14 protein-coding genes are annotated in these 17854 nt (G+C 72.4%); 2 read left to right on the top strand and 12 right to left on the bottom strand.

Going from position 1 to position 17854, the window contains the following annotated elements; translation table 11 throughout:
* Positions 1-78 precede the first annotated feature (78 nt).
* Entirely contained in the window at positions 79-528 is a 450-nt protein-coding gene (locus tag LR269_RS00135) for an SgcJ/EcaC family oxidoreductase (protein ID WP_231428690.1), read from the bottom strand.
* Between the two features lie 60 nt (positions 529-588).
* On the opposite strand from LR269_RS00135, the gene LR269_RS00130 reads away from it, so the two are divergent.
* Positions 589-1272 (top strand): PadR family transcriptional regulator, encoded by a 684-nt coding sequence (locus tag LR269_RS00130; protein ID WP_231428689.1) that lies wholly within the window; start codon positions 589-591, stop codon positions 1270-1272.
* Between the two features lie 87 nt (positions 1273-1359).
* Positions 1360-2793 (top strand): GH1 family beta-glucosidase, encoded by a 1434-nt coding sequence (locus LR269_RS00125; RefSeq protein WP_231428688.1) that lies wholly within the window; start codon positions 1360-1362, stop codon positions 2791-2793.
* A 61-nt stretch (positions 2794-2854) separates the two neighbouring features.
* Here the strand turns inward: LR269_RS00125 and LR269_RS00120 are convergent, their stop codons facing one another.
* The 11 genes from LR269_RS00120 to LR269_RS00070 all read right to left on the bottom strand — a co-directional run bounded on the left by LR269_RS00120 (position 2855) and on the right by LR269_RS00070 (position 17827).
* The gene (locus LR269_RS00120; protein WP_231428687.1) at positions 2855-7195 is read right to left on the bottom strand and encodes an alpha-L-fucosidase; all 4341 of its coding nucleotides are present in this window, start codon (positions 7193-7195) and stop codon (positions 2855-2857) included.
* A gap of 290 nt (positions 7196-7485) precedes the next feature.
* Entirely contained in the window at positions 7486-9045 is a 1560-nt protein-coding gene (locus tag LR269_RS00115; protein ID WP_231428686.1) for a PucR family transcriptional regulator ligand-binding domain-containing protein, read from the bottom strand.
* Positions 9046-9277: 232 nt separating this feature from the next.
* Complete coding sequence (gene kynU / locus LR269_RS00110) at positions 9278-10594, bottom strand: kynureninase (RefSeq protein ID WP_231428685.1); 1317 nt, start codon at positions 10592-10594, stop codon at positions 9278-9280.
* A gap of 55 nt (positions 10595-10649) precedes the next feature.
* A complete protein-coding gene (locus LR269_RS00105; RefSeq protein WP_231428684.1) occupies positions 10650-11642 on the bottom strand; it encodes an amidohydrolase family protein in 993 nt (330 codons plus the stop codon).
* Between the two features lie 5 nt (positions 11643-11647).
* Complete coding sequence (locus tag LR269_RS00100; protein ID WP_231428683.1) at positions 11648-12172, bottom strand: 3-hydroxyanthranilate 3,4-dioxygenase; 525 nt, start codon at positions 12170-12172, stop codon at positions 11648-11650.
* Positions 12169-12633, bottom strand: a complete 465-nt coding sequence (locus tag LR269_RS00095) for a RidA family protein (protein WP_231428682.1) — start codon at positions 12631-12633, stop codon at positions 12169-12171. Before LR269_RS00095 ends, LR269_RS00100 begins: the two co-directional genes overlap by 4 nt.
* Entirely contained in the window at positions 12630-13421 is a 792-nt protein-coding gene (locus LR269_RS00090) for a 2-keto-4-pentenoate hydratase (RefSeq protein WP_231428681.1), read from the bottom strand. Before LR269_RS00090 ends, LR269_RS00095 begins: the two co-directional genes overlap by 4 nt.
* Complete coding sequence (gene dmpG / locus LR269_RS00085; RefSeq protein WP_231428680.1) at positions 13418-14485, bottom strand: 4-hydroxy-2-oxovalerate aldolase; 1068 nt, start codon at positions 14483-14485, stop codon at positions 13418-13420. The genes LR269_RS00090 and dmpG overlap by 4 nt, the downstream gene beginning before the upstream one ends.
* Complete coding sequence (locus LR269_RS00080; protein WP_231428679.1) at positions 14482-15438, bottom strand: acetaldehyde dehydrogenase (acetylating); 957 nt, start codon at positions 15436-15438, stop codon at positions 14482-14484. Before LR269_RS00080 ends, dmpG begins: the two co-directional genes overlap by 4 nt.
* Positions 15435-16322 (bottom strand): fumarylacetoacetate hydrolase family protein, encoded by an 888-nt coding sequence (locus LR269_RS18925; protein WP_308191566.1) that lies wholly within the window; start codon positions 16320-16322, stop codon positions 15435-15437. Before LR269_RS18925 ends, LR269_RS00080 begins: the two co-directional genes overlap by 4 nt.
* The gene (locus tag LR269_RS00070) at positions 16319-17827 is read right to left on the bottom strand and encodes a 2-hydroxymuconic semialdehyde dehydrogenase (protein WP_231428678.1); all 1509 of its coding nucleotides are present in this window, start codon (positions 17825-17827) and stop codon (positions 16319-16321) included. The genes LR269_RS18925 and LR269_RS00070 overlap by 4 nt, the downstream gene beginning before the upstream one ends.
* Positions 17828-17854 lie beyond the last annotated feature (27 nt).

The raw sequence follows: 17854 nt of genomic DNA, 5'->3' as shown, positions 1-17854 counted from the left end.
TACGCCGGGGGTGGGGGCGCGGAGAAGTGGTGCGTCGCGCGGGCGCGGCCGGGCCGGTGCCGATCGCGGACCTCCCGCTCAGCGATCGCGCGGCGCCGCGAGCCGGTTCATCGTGATGAAGAGCCGGTTCTTCCTGGTGTTCTGGAACGCGGCGCACCGCCAGGCGTCGGCCTCGCGCACCATGACGAAGGTCTGCATCTTGTCGAGGCGGATTCGTGCGCGCTTGCCGATGCCGCCCTCGGTCACCGCGATCGCGACGTCGGGGCCGACGAGGCGCAGGTCCAGCACGCGCATGGCCATGCGCGAACCCCGCTGCCACTGCTCGAAGACGGGGACGTGGTCGCGTCGGATGGCTTCGCGGCCGAGGCTCGCCAGGCCGGCGAAGATCACGTAGCTCGCGTCGTCGGTGAACTCGGCGGCGTACGCGCTCGCGTCGCCCGAGTCCCATGCGGAGCGGATGCGCTCGAGTGCGTCGAGCACGGCGGTGCGGTCGGCGTCGGAGTCGATGGGTGTCTGCGTCTCGTTCATGCCGACAGCATCGCATGCATTCTGCATTAGTGCAACATGCACTAATGCAGAATGCGCTGAATGGATTACGCTGGGGCGGTGACGAGCCGCGACCGACTGCAGCGATCAGACCGCGACCTTCCCGCCCTCGCGGTGCTCGCGCTCCTGAGCCAGGGGCCCCGGCACACGTACGACATGCACCGGTTCATCGTCGACACGCGCAAGGACTTCATCGGCGGACTGCCCCGCAGCCTCTATCACGCGGTCGCGAAGCTCGAGGCAGCCGGACTCGTCGTCGAGGCGGGCACCGAGCAGCCCACCGGGCGTCCGGAGCGCGTCCGGTACGCCATCACCGAGCCCGGGCGCGCCGAGCTGCGCCGGCGGGTCGCCCTGCTGCTCGCGTCGCCCGACCCCGACGCCGTGCTCGCGTACGCGGCGCTCTCGTTCATGGGCGTGCTCGGTCGCGACGAGGCGATCGCCGCGCTGCGGGCACGGGTCGCGGCGATCGACCTGGCGCTCGCCCGGATCGCGGCGGATCTCGCCGAAGCACGGGGCGTGCCGCGCATCCTGCTCATCGAGACCGAGTTCGAGCGGGCGCGCCTTTCGTCCGAGCGCGACTGGATGGCCGCGCTCGCCGGCGAGTTCGAGTCGGGCGAACTCGACTGGCCCGATGTCGCGACCATGCCGCTGCCGGGGGAATCGGCGGCGGACGCGTCGGCGTCGGAATCCCCGGTGGGGCTTCCCCGTCGAGGGCGGGATCGCTAGGCTCGTCCGAAGTGGGTCATCTGACCCACAAGGCGGGGATGCCTCGGGCGCTCGCCTCGCGACGACGCAGAGACGGCGGAACCCGACATGAACGCACCCCTGGACGACCGGGCGGCGGCCGCGCCGCCGACCTTCCCGCGCGGCTTCCGGTGGGGCGCGGCGACGGCGGCCTTCCAGATCGAGGGGTCGACGACGGCCGACGGGCGCGGACCGAGCATCTGGGACACCTTCACCGCCGAGCCGGGGCGGGTCATCGACGGGTCGAACGCGCTCGTCGCGGCCGACAGCTATCGGCGCTACCGCGACGACATCGCCCTGCTCGCCGAGCTCGGCGCGACCGACTACCGGTTCTCCATCTCGTGGCCGCGCGTGCAGCCCGGCGGCACGGGACCTGCGAACGCCGCGGGGCTCGACCACTACGAACGGTTCGTCGACGCGCTCGCCGAGGCCGGCATCGCCCCGCTCGCGACGCTCTACCACTGGGACCTGCCGCAGCCGCTCGAGGACGCCGGGGGATGGCTCGTGCGCGACACCGCCTCGCGGTACGCCGACTACGTCGGCCTCGTGCTCGACCGGCTCGGCGACCGGGTCGGCCGGTGGATCACGCTCAACGAGCCGGCGATGACGACGCTTGAGGGCTACGCGCTCGGGACCCAGGCGCCTGGACGGCAGCTCATGCTCGGCGCGCTGCCGACCGTGCACCACCAGCTGCTCGGCCACGGGCTCGCGGTCGCGGCGATCCGTGCCGGCGCGGCGTCGGGTTCGGGTTCGCGGTCGGGCTCGGTCGAAGTGGGCATCACGAACAACCACACGCTCGTCGTGCCCGCCTCGTCGGATCCGGCCGATCTCATGGCCGCGGGCGCGTTCGACCTGGTCTACAACCGCATCTTCGTCGACCCAGTGCTCACGGGCGCCTACCCCGACCTGTCCGCGTTCGGGCTCGACGCGTTTCCGGGGCTCGAAGACGGCGACCTCGAGACGATCTCGGCGCCGCTCGACTTCTACGGCGTCAACTCGTACAACCCGACGTACGTCGCCGCGCCCGCCGAGGGCTCGGAGTTCGCCGCGGCCGGGCTGCCGTTCGAACCGGTCGTGCCGCCCGAGGGCACACCGGTCACCGGATTCGACTGGCCCGTCGTGCCGGCGGCGTTCGGCGAGCTGCTCGTCGGCCTGCAGCGCGACTACGGCGACGCGCTGCCGCCCGTCGTGATCACCGAGAACGGTGCGTCGTACCCCGACGAGGTCGTGCCTGCGGCCGACGGCGCCGGAGACGACGGCCGGGCCGTGCACGACGACGAGCGCATCGCCTACCTCGACGGGCACCTCCGCGCCGTCGCCGACGCGATCGAGCACGGCGTCGACGTGCGCGGCTACTTCGTGTGGTCGCTCATGGACAACTTCGAGTGGGCGCAGGGCTACACGCAGCGGTTCGGACTCGTGCACGTCGACTTCGAGACGGGGGAGCGCACCCGCAAGGACTCGTTCGCCTGGTATCGCGACCTGATCGCGGCGCAGCGCTGACGCGGCCGGGGCCGGGGCCGGGGACGCTCGACGCGTCCCCGGCCCCGGCCCACGGGCGGCCTCAGCCGCCCGCCGGTGTCCCGAGCACCTCGACCTCGGCGAGCGAGAGCGGCAGGGTGGCGGACTCGAGCTGGATGCGCACGTAGCGCCCGGTCGCCCCGTCGGGCAGGTCGATGACCGACGGTCGACCGGCCTGTTCGGCGACGCGGATCGCCGTGTCGGCCTCTGCCCGCGCATCGGCGAGCGTGCTCGCCGTGAACGGCACGTCAGAAGTCATGACCCAGTAGTTCGAGAGACGTTCGCCGCAGCAGTCCGTGCGGTTGTAGATCTCCACGCGGTCGAGTTCGGCGCTCTCGCCGAGGTCGACCTGCCACCAGGCTTCCTTCGACGGCTCCGAGGTGTGGGTCACCGAGTTGCCGGAGAAGGCGCCGTTGCGGTCGCCGTCGACCGCGCGCGCGGGCACGCCGTCCCACGCGATGCTCGACTGCGTCGCCGGCTTGCCCTTCGCGAGGTTGGGCAGTGCGATCTTCACGGTCGCGGCGGCCGATGTCGACACACCGTCCGTCGTGGTCGTCACGACGATGCGGCCGCTCGCGGCATCGGCGCCCGCCGGCACCGAGATCGTGATCGGCACAACGTAGGACTCGCCCGGGCCGAGTGCGGGCACCGAGGCGCCGCCCGCCTGCACGGTCCATCCCTTCGGTCCGGCGATCTCGAGCTCCGCCTTCGCTGACGCCTTCGACGAGGGGTTGGCGATGACGGCCGACCCGACGACCGTCTTTCCGCGCTGCACCGCCTCGGGCACCCGGACGGTCGTGCGCAGGAGGCTGTCGGCGCCCGGGTTCGAGATCTCGAAGGTGAACGCGTGGGTCGACGTCGTGGCGTCGGCACCGTCGGCGGGCATCTCGACCTCGACCTCACCGGCCGAGTTGCGCGCCCAGTCGAGCGCCGTCCCGTCGGAGCCGAGCAGCTTCACCGAGGTGTCGTCCCCGAACGGCAGGTCGCCGCCGAGCGTGAGGTGCTCGCCCGGCCAGTCGAGGGCCGTCGCGTAGAGCGATCCGTCGCGCTGGGTGTACCGAACCGGGACGTCGGACGCGGGCTCGTCGGCCCGGTTCCAATAGGTCGTGCCGTAGATCGCCTCGCCGTTGACGTCGAGCCATGCGCCGATGTCGCGCAGTCGCTCGGCCTGCAGCTCGGGGATGGTGCCGTCGGCCTTCGGTCCGACATCGAGCAGCAGATTGCCGTTCTTGCTCACGATGTCGACGAGCGACTCCACGAGCTGGTCGCTCGTGAGGTAGTCCTCGATCGGCTCGTTCTGGTTGTAGCCGTACGAGTGCGCGATGCCGCGGCTCGACTCCCACTTGTTCGTGTCGATGTCGGGCTTGACCGTGTACTCGGGCGTCTGGAAGTCGAGCTCCGTCGAGTCGAGCGATCCGGAGTCGATCTTGCACCGGTTCGCGACGGCGACCTCGTGCGGCTCCTCGCCGTTCTTCGCCCGGTTGTAGTACTCGGCGATGACGCCCGCCGTCTTCCAGTACGAGGCGGGCTTCTCCCACTGCCCGTCGCACCACAGGATGTCGGGGTCGTACTTGTCGATGAGCTCGCGCATCTGCGGAAGCATGTAGTCGTCGACGTAGTCCACCCCCGTCGGGGCGCCCGTGTACGGCACCTCGGCACCGGTGTACGGATTGCGGGCCGGCTTGCCCGTGTAGGCCGGGTTGTACCACTCGTAGAGCGAGTAGTAGAAGCCCGCCTTGAGCTCGCCGTCGTCGCGGGCGGCCGAGAACAGTTCACCGGCGAGATCGCGCTTCGGGCCGAGGTCGACCGTGTCGCGTCCGCTCACATCGCTGTCCCAGAGGGCGGTGCCGTCATGGTGCTTCGAGGTGAGCACGAAGTACTTCGCACCCGCGTCCTTGAAGAGGTCGACCCAGGCCTCGGGGTCGAACTCCTCGGCCTTCCACTCGTCGATGAACCGGTCGTACGGGTAGTCGGCGCCGTACGTCGCCCGGTGATACTGGTTCGTCGCCGAGCCGTTCGAGTTCATGTAGTTCCAGTACCACTCGGCGTACGAGCCGCGCGGCCCCCAGGCGGGCACCGAGTACGGGCCCCAGTGGACGAAGATGCCGAACTTGTCGTCGTCGAACCATTCGGGGCTCTCGTGCGAGTTGAGCGAGGCGGTCGACGCGGTGTAGTCCCACGCCGGTACGTCGTACCCGTCGAACCAGCCGGCGACCTGGTCGCCGTCGAGCGCCTCGTCCCACGTGGTCAGCTCGTCGAGGTCGCCGCGCAGGCTCGCCGACGGGGTGCCGACCGAGCGCAGGGGCAGCGGGATCGACGCGGCGATCCGACCCACGCGTGCGCCGTCGGCGTAGAGCGTCGTCTCGCCCTCCGTCGCGACCCAGGTCAGCTGCACCCACCGCCCGGCCGGAAGGGTGAACTCGAACGAGTGGTCGGCGACGCCGTACTCGGTGAATCCGACCTTGCCGGTGCCGGTCTGGCGCAGCTTGAGCGCGCCCGCCTTCGAGGTCAGCAGCACCTGCTCGCCCGCGTCGGACGAGAGCTTGACCCACGTCGAGACCGTCCACGGCTCGGCGACGTCGACCCCGCCGAACCCGACGCCGTCGCGGTTGTGGTCGAACCGGAACGTCTCGCCCTTCACCCCGCCGTCGACGAGGGTCGGGTTGTTGATGATGTAGGTCGAGCCCGGCAGGTCGCCCGCCGCGTCCTCGGCGAAGATCGTGTTTCCCGGGCTGCCGGCCCACGTCCAGCCCGAGGGGTACTCGGCCTCGTCGAACGTCCAGCGGTGCGACGGCTCGCCGTCGTCGACCCGCTTCGGCCGATCGGGCGTCGTGAGGCCGGCCGGAGCGGCGAGGGCGTCGAAGCGCGCGGTGAACGCAGCGAGGTCGTCGGGCGTCGCCGAGCCGTTCCACGAGCGGTCGGCGAGCACCGCCCGGGGCAGCGCGCTCAGCTGCTCCCAGTACGCGTCCTCCGACCAGAAGTTGTAGTCGGCCCAGTGCGGCATGCCCGAGCCGAGCAGGTCCGCCTCCGTGTTCGGCGCCCACTCGTCGTACATCCAGGCGACGTCGGGGTAGAGGTTGTGGTAGTTGTTCGGCGTCAGGTAGAAGGGACCGATCGCGATCTCGTCGTGCCCCGGGATGGCCGGGCCTGCGCCCGTGCCCTCCCAGGTGAGGTCGACCACCGAGGCGTTGAGATCCTGCTTCGGCGTCGACATGTGCTCGACGCCGTTGTAGATCGCGGTGCGCGCCCCGTTCTCGGTGATGACCGCGTCGAGGGTGTTGATGTATCTCGTGAGCAGGTCGCCGAGGGTGTCGATCTCGGGATCGTCGGCGATCGCCTGCGCCACACGGGGGCAGTTCGCGAGCTGGCCGGGCAGCTCGTCGGCGCCGATCGAGAAGAGCGGGGCGTCGAACCACGACGAGAACTCGTCGACGATCTCGGCGGTCTTCGCGACCGCGTCCTCGCGGGTCATGTCGATGATCCAGTCGGGGGTGAGGTGCGAGTGGGTGTGCGCCTGCGTGCAGGCGCCATCGCCCGAGCCGAAGCCGATGCCGAACGCGTCGCTGATGACCGTCGCATGCCCGGGCACGTCGATGCCGCCCATGAGCTGCACGTGCTGCTCGGCGGCGAGGGCCTTGAGCCGGTCGATGTCCTCCCGGCTGTACGAGTGCTCGGGGTCGGCGAGCCCGGGGAACTTCTCGCTGTACAGGCGGAAGCCCTCCGAGTCGGACAGGTGGAGGAAGAGCGTGTTGAGCCTGAGCTGCCCCATGCGGCGCAGCAGGTTCTCGAGGGACTCCATCGACCAGTACTTGCGGCCGGCGTCGAGCTGGATCATGCGCACGGCCTGCGTCGGCACATCGGTCGACGTCGCCCGCGGCACGTCGCGGTGGTCGTCGTCGGCTTCGAGCAGCTGCACGAGGGTGCGCGTGCCGTAGAAGAGGCCGTTCGTCGTCGACGCCTCGATGACGATCGGGCCGTCGCTCGACCAGCGATAGCCCTCGGCGCCGAGCGCCTCGTCGTCGACGAGCCGCAGCACGATGTCGCCCTCGGCGGCCTTGCCGACCTCGCCCGTGGTCTTGAGCGGCAGCCCCGTGAGGTCTCGCAGCTCGGCCGCGACGCGCTTCGCGAGATCCTGGGTGACCTCGGCGACCGGGCCGGGGAAGGCGGCCTCGCCCCCGGGCAGCAGTGCGAGGTCGCGCGACGGCCCGTCGACGAGCAGCCGTGAGGCGCGGGTGAGGCCGACGGTCCCGTCACCCGCGGTCCAGTCGGTCGGGCGGGGGATGACAGCGTCGATGCCGGTCGGCCCCGCCGACGCCGGAGTGATCGTTCGAACATCAGGAGCCGCGTTCGCCGGTGCGGCGACGATCGCCGCCGCGCCGATCATTGCTCCGATGATTGAGGTGGAAATCAGCGTCTTCACTGGCCAGATTCGCATCATTGCGGGCTCCTTCGTAGGGAAAGATAGGATGACCGTAGCGATTCTCTGCGTCAGCGGCAAGGGTTGACCTGACGATTTCTGAATGTGAAGACTGCTCTTCGAGCAGGATGCGTCAGTGGCTCGGGGTGGACGGAGTGCCCGCGCGCAATGGCGCCGGAGCGGCATCGCAGCCGGGCCCGGTGACCTGCCGCCCGGCCGCGGGGACCTCCCGAGCGGGGTGCGCGCCGAGCGCCGCGCTACTCGACCGCGAGCAGTGCCGCCCACAGGTCGGCGCGCGCGTGGAAGCCCGAGAGGTCGCGCCCGAGCAGCCGCTCGGCGAGGGCGATGCGGCTGCGCACCGTGTGCCGGTGCACGCCGAGCTCCTGCGCGGTGGCGTCGAACTGGCCGCCGTGCTCGAGCCAGGTCCGCGTGGTCTCGACGAGCGTCGTGCCGTTCGCGGCATCGTGCTCGGTGAGCGGGGCCAGCGTCGCGAGCGCGACGGCGCGTGCGTCGGTGCGCGCGAGGAAGGCGAGCACGCCCTGCCGGCTGATCTCGTCGAAGTTGACGACGCCGGCGCCGCTCTCGCGCGCCCGGTCGAGGGCGCGCAGCGCCTGCTCGTGCGCCTGCGGAACGCCCGCGTCGGCGACCGGGTCGGAGACGCCGACCGGAAGCTCGAACTCGGTCGCGAGCTCCTCGGCCAGCGGGGCGTCGCCCTCCTCGACGATGAGCACGAACCGTTCGTCGTCCCGCCCGAAGAACAGTCGCCCGCCGCGCTCCTCGACGCGCAGTTCGAGCAGTTCGGTCAGTCGGTCGACCTGGGCCGGGGCATCCGTGACCATGACGCGCACGGGTGCCTCGGGAAGCGGCCCCCACATCTCGGCCGACACGCGCTCGGCGAGCGCCGTGTCGCCGTCGAGGATGCCGCGGAGCAGCCCCGATCGCAGGTGACCGCGGGCGCGGTCGAGGTCGCGGTTCTGCTCGAGCGCGAGCCCGGCGAGGGCGATCACCGCGTTCACGACCTCCCGGCCGGCGGCGTCGAGCTCGGCGGAGTCGCCGATCGCGAGCACTCCGCGCAGGGCCCCGCCGCCGCCGAGGGTCTGGAGGGTCATGCGCTGCGGAGCCCCGGTCGACTCGCCGGCGACGAGGGTGCGGCTCGCGCGCTGGCCGCGCCGGATCATCGAGCGGGCCTCGCCCACGACCTCGCCGAGCGCGGGCTGCGGCAGTCCGTCGGCCGGCGCCTCGCGGTCGAGCGTGCCGGTCGCGTCGATGAGCCCGACCCAGGTGCCGAGCCGGTTCGAGAGCTCGGCGAGGGTGGCCGAGAGGCCGTCGGGCCGGAGGGCGGCGAGCGAGATCGCGCGCTGCGCCGCGAGCGCCCACGCCTGACGGGCGTACGCGTCTTCGGCGATGAGGTCGGCGACCGTGCGGGCGATGGCGATGAACGGCACCCGGTACGGCACCTCGAAGAGCGGGAGGCCCTGCGCGGTGCAGGCGGCCACGAGCGCCTCGGGCGTGCCGGCGCGGATGACCTCGGTGCCGAAGCCGAGCGCCGCGATGCCGGTCGCGCGCAGGCGGGCGACGTACGCGTCGGCGAACCCGGCTTCGCCCGCATCGTCGCCGACGACGCCCTCGGCGAACTGGGTGCCGGTCGTGAGTAGCACGTGCCCGGCGTCGAGGAACGGCGTCGGGTCGGCGAGGTCGGAGCTGTGCGCCCACACGACGGGCGCGTCGAGTGCGCCGGCCGACAGCGACTCGATGGGCGTGAGGAGGCCGAGGCCCAGCTCGGGGCGGGCGAGCAGTGTCTGCACGGTGGGCTTCATGCGGGGGTGCCTCGGTGTCTCGACTCGGCCCCGGCCGGCCTACTCGACCGTCGGGGTTGCCCGGCCGACGCTGGTGTACACGCCGGCGAACATCATGCCCTGAGTGTACACATCGGCGCCGAGGCATCCAGCTGTGTTGCGCGACCGCACTCGAGCGTGCATTCGTCGCCGGTTCTCGGGCGGCGAGTGCACGTTCGGGGAGGCGCGCCGCCGCCGAGCGCCGGAGCGCCCCTCAGGTGACGGCGCCGCGGCGTGCGAAGCGCGGCTCGCGCCAGGTCTCGGTCGCGAGCACGTCCTCGAGCACCGCGACCGCGTCCCAGACATCGGTGTGCGAGACGTAGAGCGGGGCGAAGCCGAAACGCATGAGGTCGGGCGCGCGGAAGTCGCCGATGACGCCGCGCCCGATGATCGCCTGCATGACCGCGTAGCCGTCGGCCGTCTCGGGCAGCCCGTCGCGCACGCCGTCGTCGCCGCCGAACCGCAGCGCGACCTGGCTGCCGCGGCGCGCGGACTGACGGGGCGAGACCACCTCGACGTCCCACCGCGCGAGCCGGGTGTCGACGAGCGAGATGAACAGCTCGGTGAGGCGCAGGCTCTTCTCGCGCAGCGCTTCGAGATCGACGTCGGCCCACACGTCGAGGCTCGCCTCGAGCCCCGCGACCGAGAGCAGCTGCGGGGTGCCCACCCGGAACCGGGCGACCCCGTCGGCCGGCGCGTAGTCGAGGCCGAAGTCGAACGGCCTCGCGTGCCCGTGCCACCCGGTGAGCGCGGGGCGCGCCTCGGCATGGTGCCGCTCCGCGACCCAGATGAACGAGGGCGAGCCCGGTCCGCCGTTGAGGTACTTGTACGTGCACCCGATCGCGAAGTCGGCGCCGGCGCCGGCCAGGTCGACCGGCACGGCGCCGACCGAGTGGCAGAGGTCCCACACCATGAGCGCGCCGGCCTCGTGCACCCGCCGGGTGACGTCGGCCAGGTCGTACATGCGCCCCGTGCGGTAGTTCACGTGAGTGAGCACGACGACCGCGACGTCGTCGCCGAGAACGTCGTCGAGGTCGGCCTCGTCGTCGATGAGCCGTCGCTCGAGCGGCCCGCCGGCGTCGGCGCCCGCGAGCTCCTGGACGCCCTCGAGGATGTACAGGTCGGTCGGGAAGCTGCCGCGCTCCGACACGATCACCCGTCGGCCGGGTCGCAGCCTGGTCGCCGCGACCGCGACCTGGAACAGGCTCGACGACGTGGAGTCGCCGAGCACGACCTCGCCCTGGGCGGCACCGATGAGCGGGGCGATGCGGTCGCCCAGCGCGCGCGGCTTGTCGAACCAGCCGGCGTCGTTCCAGCTGCGGATCAGCCCGGTGCCCCACTCCTCGCGGATGACCCGCTCGACATGCGCGGGCGTCGCCCTCGGCAGCGCTCCGAGCGAGTTGCCGTCGAGGTAGACGACGCCCGCGGGAAGGTCGAATCGCTCGCGGAACCCGGCGAGCGGGTCGGCCGCGTCGAGGGCGGCGCACGTCGCGCGGTCGATCGTGAGCTGGGGGGATGTCGCGAGGCTCATGTGCGGTTCTCCGGATCGTGGGTCGAGGCGAGGCCAAAGGGGTGGCCGAGGGGCGCTACCGCCCCAGGAACCGCAGCGCGTTTCCGCGGCGGATCGCCTCGCACTGGGCGGGGCTGAGGAACTCGGCGCGGTCGACGACCGATCCGACGGGGCGTTCACCGAGCGGGTACGGGTAGTCGCTGCCGACCATGACCTGCTCGGCGCCGAGCGTGTCGACGAGCAGCCGCAGCGCAGGCGGGTCGAACACGACGGAGTCGACGCTGAACCGGTCGAGGTAGTCCGAGGGCGGCCGCTCGCTGACGCCGATGAGATCGCGCCGCTGGTGCCAGGCGTTCTCGAAGCGGCCGAGCCAGAACGCGAACGACCCGCCGCCGTGCGCGAACGCGATGCGGAGCGACGCGGGCACCCGGTCGAAGACGCCGCCGAGGATCATCGAGATGATCGACAGGTGGGTCTCGGCGGGCATGCCCGCGAGCCAGCGCGCCATCCAGCGGTCGAGGCGGGGCGAGTTCGCCATGTCCCACGGGTGCACGAACACGGGGATGCCCTCGGCCGCACAGTGCTGCAGGAAGGTGACGACGCCCTCGTCGTCGAGGTCGCGATCGCCGACGTGGTTGCCGATCTCGACGCCGGCGTGGCCCGAGGCGATCGCGCGCGACGCCTCGGCGCACGCGGCGTCGGTGCTCTGCAACGGCACCTGTGCGAACGGCACGAGCCGGTCGGGCGCCTGCTCGCACAGCTCGAGCGCGAGGTCGTTGAAGATGCGTGCGACCTTCGCGCCCTCGTCGGCCGCCGCCGTGTACGAGAAGAAGAGCGGGGTCGGCGAGACGACCTGCAGTTCGACGCCGTCGGCGTCCATGTCGGCGAGGCGCGCCTCGGCGTTCCAGCAGCGGTCGTCGATGCGCCGGAACTCGCTCGAGCCGAGCATGATCATCGCCTCGCGCTCGGAGTCCACCCGCAGCGTCGGCCAGACGCCGGGCCCGACCTCGGCGGCGAGGTCGGGCCAGGCGTGCGGCACGAAGTGCGTGTGGACGTCGATCGTGCCCAACGGGTTCAGCCCTTGCCGGGGTGGACGGTGCCGCACTTCGGGCACGTCCGACCCTCTTCGCTCTCGTAGAACTCGCGGAAGACGGGCGGCAGGTCCTCGACGATGTCGCGCACCTGCAGCTCGACCTCGTGCACCTTCTCGTTGCAGTTCGGGCAGAACCAGGCGAACTTCTCGAGGGTGCCCTCCTCGCGGATGCGCTCGATGACGATGCCGATCGAGCCGGCCTCGGGGCGCTGGGGCGAGTGGTACACGTTGCCGGGCAGCAGCCACATCTCGCCCTCGCGGATGTCGATGCGCTGCGGGCCGTCCTCGGTCTGGATGTTGACGTGCATGTTGCCCCGGTACTGGTAGAACCACTCCTCGTACGGGTCGAAGTGGAAGTCGGTGCGCTGGTTCGGGCCGCCGACGACCTGCACGATGAAGTCGTTCATCGGGATGAACGCCTGCTTGTTGTTCACCGGGGGCTGGAGCAGGTGCTCGTGCTCCTTGATCCACGCGGCGAAATCGATGACGGGTGGGATGGTGCTCATTGGTTCTCCTCCTCGAGAGTTGTGGCGCTGGGGTCGTGGGATGCGTCGGGGCGTCGCGCGATCGCCTGGATCTCGATGCGCAGGTGCGGGTGCGGCAGCTGGTGCACGGCGACGGTCGTGCGGGCGGGCCCGCGCTCGTCGAAGTACTCGGCCCAGACCGCGTTGTAGCCGGCGAAGTCGTTCATGTCGACGAGGTAGCTCGTCGCCTGCACGAGGTCGTCGAGCGTGCAGCCCGCCTCGGACAGGATCTCGCGGATGTTCTCGATGACGGCGCGCGTCTGCACGGCGATGTCGAGCCGCGTCGCGCCGAACTCGTCGGCCTCCGCGCCCGCGATCGTGTTGTCGGGGCGCCTGCTCGAGGTGCCCGACACGAACACGAGGTCGCCCGAGACCCGGGCGTGCGGGAACCGGCCGCGCGGCGTCGCCTTGCCGGTGACGAGGATGCCTCGGGCGTCGGTCATCGCGCACCCCCGTCGCCGTTCGCGCGCACCGAGACCTCGCCGAGCCCGGCGACGTGCGCCGTGACGACGCCGCGGGCCGGCAGCGGCACCGCGACGGTCGCCGCCCCCGCGAGCAGCACCATGCCGGCGCGCAGCGCGAAGCCGTGCCGGCGGGCGAGACGGAGCGCGGCGTCGAGCGCCCGCACCGGGTCGCCGAGGATCGCGGCGGTCGAGCCGGCCTGCGACAGCCGGCCGTCGATCTCGAGTCGGACGGCCCGGTTGTCGAGCGGCCAGACCGCCTCGGGCGACCGCCACGGTCCGATCGCGAACGCCGCGGCCGAGGCGTTGTCGGCCACGACGTCGTCGAGGCTGAACGTGAAGTCGCGGTAGCGCGAGTCGATGACCTCGAGCGCGGGCGCGACCCCGGCGACGGCGCCGACCGCGTCGGACGCGGCGAGCGCGGGGTCGTCGAGGTCGTCGCCGAGCAGGTAGGCGACCTCGGGTTCGATGCGGGGGTGGATCGCCGTCGAGACGTCGAACACCCCGCCGTTCTCGAGTCGCATGGCGTCGGTGACGGTGCCGATGATGACGTCGTCGACGCCCATCTGCTGCGCCTTGGCGCGCGAGGTGAAGCCGAGCTTCAAGCCCGCGATGCGTTCGCCGCGGGCGACCCGGCGGGCGAGGAGGGCGTGCTGGGTCGCGTAGGCGGCGTCGAGGCCGATCGCCGCGTCGGCGGCGAGCTGGGTCGTCGGCGATGCGGTGCGCTGGGCGCGGTCGAGGGCCGCCGCGAAGGCCGAGGCGGCGGTCACGCCGCACCTCCGGCGGCCGCGGACCGCGCCTCGACGAGGTCGAGCGCGACGTCGACGATCATGTCCTCCTGGCCGCCGACCATGCGGCGGCTGCCGAGTTCGACGAGGATGTCGCGGGCGTCGAGCCCGTGCCGCTCGGCGGCCCGCTCGGCATGCAGGAGGAAGCTCGAGTACACGCCCGCGTAGCCGAGCGTGAGGGTCTCGCGGTCGACCCGGACGGGCCGGCGCTGGAGGGGACGGACGAGTTCCTCCGCGGCATCCTGCAGGGCGAACAGGTCGCAGCCGTGCTCGAAGCCGACGAGGTCGGCGACGGCGACGAACGCCTCGATGGGGCAGTTGCCGGCGCCCGCGCCCTGCCCCGCGAGCGAGGCGTCGACGCGGAAGGCGCCGTGCTCGACGGCGGTCACGCTGTTCGCGACGCTGAGCGAGAGGTTCTCGTGCGCGTGGATGCCGATCTGGGTCTCGGGGGCGAGCACCTCGCGGTACGCGTCGACCCGGTCGGCGACATCCCGCATCGTGAGCCGCCCGCCCGAGTCGGTGACGTAGACGCAGTGGGCGCCGTACGACTCCATGAGCCGGGCCTGCTCGGCGAGGCCGCGCGGGTCGTTCATGTGGCTCATCATGAGGAAGCCCGAGACGTCCATGCCGTGCTCGCGCGCCCAGCCGATGTGCTGCGCGGCGACGTCGGCCTCGGTGCAGTGGGTGGCGACGCGCACGCTCGCGACGCCGAGGTCGCGGGCACGGGCGAGGTCGTCGATCGTGCCGATGCCGGGCAGGATCAGCGTCGTGAGCTTCGCACGCTCGAGCACCGAGGCGGCCGCCTCGATCCACTGCCAGTCGGTGTGCGCGCCCTGGCCGTAGGCGACGCTCGAACCGCCGAGGCCGTCGCCGTGGGCGACCTCGATCGCGTCGACGCCCGCGGCCTCGAGGGCGCGCGAGATGTCGCGGACCTGGTCGAGCGTGTAGCGGTGGGCCATGGCGTGCATGCCGTCGCGCAGGGTGACGTCCTGCACGTAGGCCTTCGGGCCGTCGGGGGATGTCGCGTCGGGGGTGATCTCGGTCATGCGCTCGCTCCCTGCGGTTCGGCGGTCGCGCGTTCGGCGACGAGGCGCTCGGCGGTGCGCAGCGCCGCCGAGGTCATGATGTCGAGGTTGCCCGCGTACTCGGGAAGGTAGTGGCCGGCGCCGGCGACCTCGAGCAGGAGGGTCACGCGCGTACCGCGGAACGGCCGGTCGAGCGCGGGCACGCAGGGCTCGTCGACCGGGTCGAACTGCACCCGCTGCTTGAGCCGGTAGCCGCCGACGTAGCCCTGCACGTCGGCGACCATCGCGTCGACCGAGGCGCGCACGGCGGCCTCGTCGAGCGGGGCCCCGTCGTCGTGCTCGACGAGGCAGTAGACCGTGTCGCGCATGATGAGCGGCGGCTCGGCCGGGTTCAGCACGATGATCGCCTTGCCGCGCTCGGCGCCGCCGATGACCTCGAGCGCGCGTGCCGTGGTCTGCGTGAACTCGTCGATGTTCGCGCGCGTGCCGGGGCCCGCCGAGCGCGATGAGATCGAGGCGACGATCTCGGCGTAGGCGACGGGCGCGACGCGCGAGACCGCCGCCACCATCGGCACCGTCGCCTGGCCGCCGCACGTCACCATGTTGACGTTCGTCGCGCCGAGGTGCTCGCCGAGGTTCACGACGGGCACGACGTAGGGGCCGATCGCGGCGGGGGTGAGGTCGACCATGACGCGGCCGGCGTCGCGGACCAGCGCGTCGTTCCGGGCGTGCGCGCCCGCACTCGTCGCGTCGAAGACGAGCTCGACGTCCTCGAACTCGGGCATGGCGACGAGGCCGTCGACGCCCTCGTGCGTCGTCGCGACGCCCAGCCGGCGCGCGCGGGCGAGCCCGTCGGAGTCGGGGTCGATGCCGGCCATCGCGACGACCCGCAGGGTCGACGAGAGGCGCTTGACCTTGATGAGCAGGTCGGTGCCGATGTTGCCGGATCCGATGATGGCGACGCCGGTCGTCATGCCGCGGCTCCTTCCGTGGTCGTGAAGTCGGCCCGCACCTCGCCGAGGCCGTCGAGCCGGGCGTGGAACACGCCCTCGGCGGCGGCGACCATCGGGCCGAGGGCGCCCGAGAGGATGACCTCGCCCGCACGGAGCGGCCGGCCGTGCCGCGCGACGGCACGGGCGAGCCACGCGACGGCGATCACCGGGTTGCCGAGGCACGCGGCACCCGACCCGGTCGACACGGGTTCGCCGCCGTGGTCGAGCCGCATGCCCACCCCCGCGAGGTCGAGCCCGTCGAGGCGGTGCGGGGTGGTGCCGAGCACGACCGCCCCGCTCGAGGCGTTGTCGGCGATCGTGTCGGTGATGCGGATGTCCCAGCCCGCGATGCGGGAGTCGACGACCTCGATCGCGGGCAGCACGAACTCGGTCGCGCGGATCACGTCGGCGACGTGCGCCGTGGGGGAGTCGAGGTCGCGGCCGAGCACGAACGCGACCTCGGCCTCGGCGCGGGGCTGCAGGAAGCGGCCGAGGTCGATCGGCTCGCGGTCGGCGAAGACCATGTCGTCGAGCAGCACCCCGTAGTCGGGCGTGTAGACGCCGAACTGCGCCTGCACGGCGGGCGAGGTGAGCCCGATCTTGCGGCCGACGATGCGGCGGCCCTCGGCGAGGCGCCGCTCGACGCCGAGCGACTGCACGGCGTAGGCCGCGCGCTCGTCGGTCTCGCCGATGAGCTCGCGCACGGGGGCGCACGCCACGCCGGTGCGGGCGGCGGCGCGCAGCCGTTCGTCGGCGTCGCGCCACGAGGCATCCGCGTCCGGGGCCCCGATCGTCGAGGTCGTCGCGCCCGAGGCATCCGTCACCTCGTGCTCGCCAGACCAGGCCGGCGCGCTCTGCCCGCTCACAGCTGCACGCACACGTTCGTCGGCTCGGTGTAGAACTCGAGCGAGTGCCGGCCGCCCTCGCGGCCCACGCCGGAGAGCCCGACACCGCCGAACGGGCTGCGCAGGTCGCGCAGGTACCAGGTGTTCACCCACGACATGCCGACCCGCATCCGCTGGGCGACGCGGTGGCCGCGGGTGAGGTCGCTCGTCCACGTCACGGCGGCGAGCCCGTAGTCGGTGTCGTTCGCGAGGGCGATCGCCTCCTCCTCGGTGTCGAAGGGCACGATCGCGGCGACCGGTCCGAAGACCTCCTCGCGCATCGTGCGGTGGGAGTTGTCGAGGCCCGTCCAGAGGGTCGGCTCGATCCACGACCCGCCGTCGAGGTCGCCGCCGAGGGCGGGCACGCCGCCGCCCGCGAGCACCGTCGCGCCCTCCTCGCGGGCGAGCTCGAAGTATCCGAGCACCTTGTCGCGGTGCGCCTGCGAGATGAGCGGGCCGGTCGTCGTCGCCGGGTCCTCGGGGCGACCGAGCCGCAGGCGCGACGCCTGCTCGGCGAGCCCGGCCGCGACATCGGCGAAGATCGAGCGCTCGACGTAGATGCGCTCGGTGCAGAGGCAGACCTGGCCCGTGTTGAGGTAGGTCGAGCGGGCGAGTCCGGCGATCGCGGCATCGAGGTCGGCGTCGGCGAAGACGACGGCGGCGTTCTTGCCGCCGAGCTCGAACGAGACCGGCCGCACCCGCGGGGCGACCGCTCGCATGATCGCCGACCCGGTCGACGACTCGCCCGTGAACGTGACCCCGTCGATGCCGGGATGCCTCGTCAGCAGTTCGCCCGCCGAGCGGGTGCCGAATCCGTGCACGACGTTCACGACGCCGGCGGGCACGCCCGCCTCCACGAGGATCTCGGCGAGGAGCGTGGCCGACGAGGGCGTCTCCTCGGAGGGCTTCACGACGACGGTGTTGCCCGCGGTGAGGGCGGGGGCGAGCTTCCACGTCAGCAGCAGCAGCGGCAGGTTCCACGGCACGATCACCGCGACGACGCCGAGCGGCTTGCGCACGGCGTAGTTCAGCGCGCGGCGCCCGTCGGGCATCTCGGTGAGGTACGAGTCGAGGCCGGCCGACGAGACCGTGTCGGCCGCGGCGCGGAAGTTCGCCGACGCCCGGGCGACGTCGAGGTCGCGGGCGAGGGTCTCGGGCTTGCCGGTGTCGCCGACCTCGGCCGCGACGAGCTCGTCGGCCCGGCGGTCGATGACGTCGGCGACCCGGCGCAGCAGGCGGGTGCGGTCGGCGACCGTCATGCGGCCCCACGGGCCCTCGAGCGCGGCCCGCGCCGCGGCGACCGCACGGTCGACCTCGTCGGCGCCCGCCTCGTGCACGATCGCGACGAGCGAGCCGTCGACCGGGTTCGTCTTGTCGAAGCCGCGCACGCCGTCGACGGGTTCGCCCCCGATGAAGTTGCGGAGCCGGTTCGGGGCGGGCGGGGCGGCGGTCGCCGTCACCGCCGACGTCGTCGTCTGCGTTGGCATGGCTTCAGGCTAGGAAGGCGGAGGGAT

Source organism: Agromyces sp. S2-1-8 (genome assembly GCF_021129215.1).
In the GTDB taxonomy this organism is placed as follows: domain Bacteria; phylum Actinomycetota; class Actinomycetes; order Actinomycetales; family Microbacteriaceae; genus Agromyces; species Agromyces chromiiresistens.
Note: the sequence above shows the minus strand (reverse complement) of the source record. Positions and strands in the feature narration are given on the sequence as shown.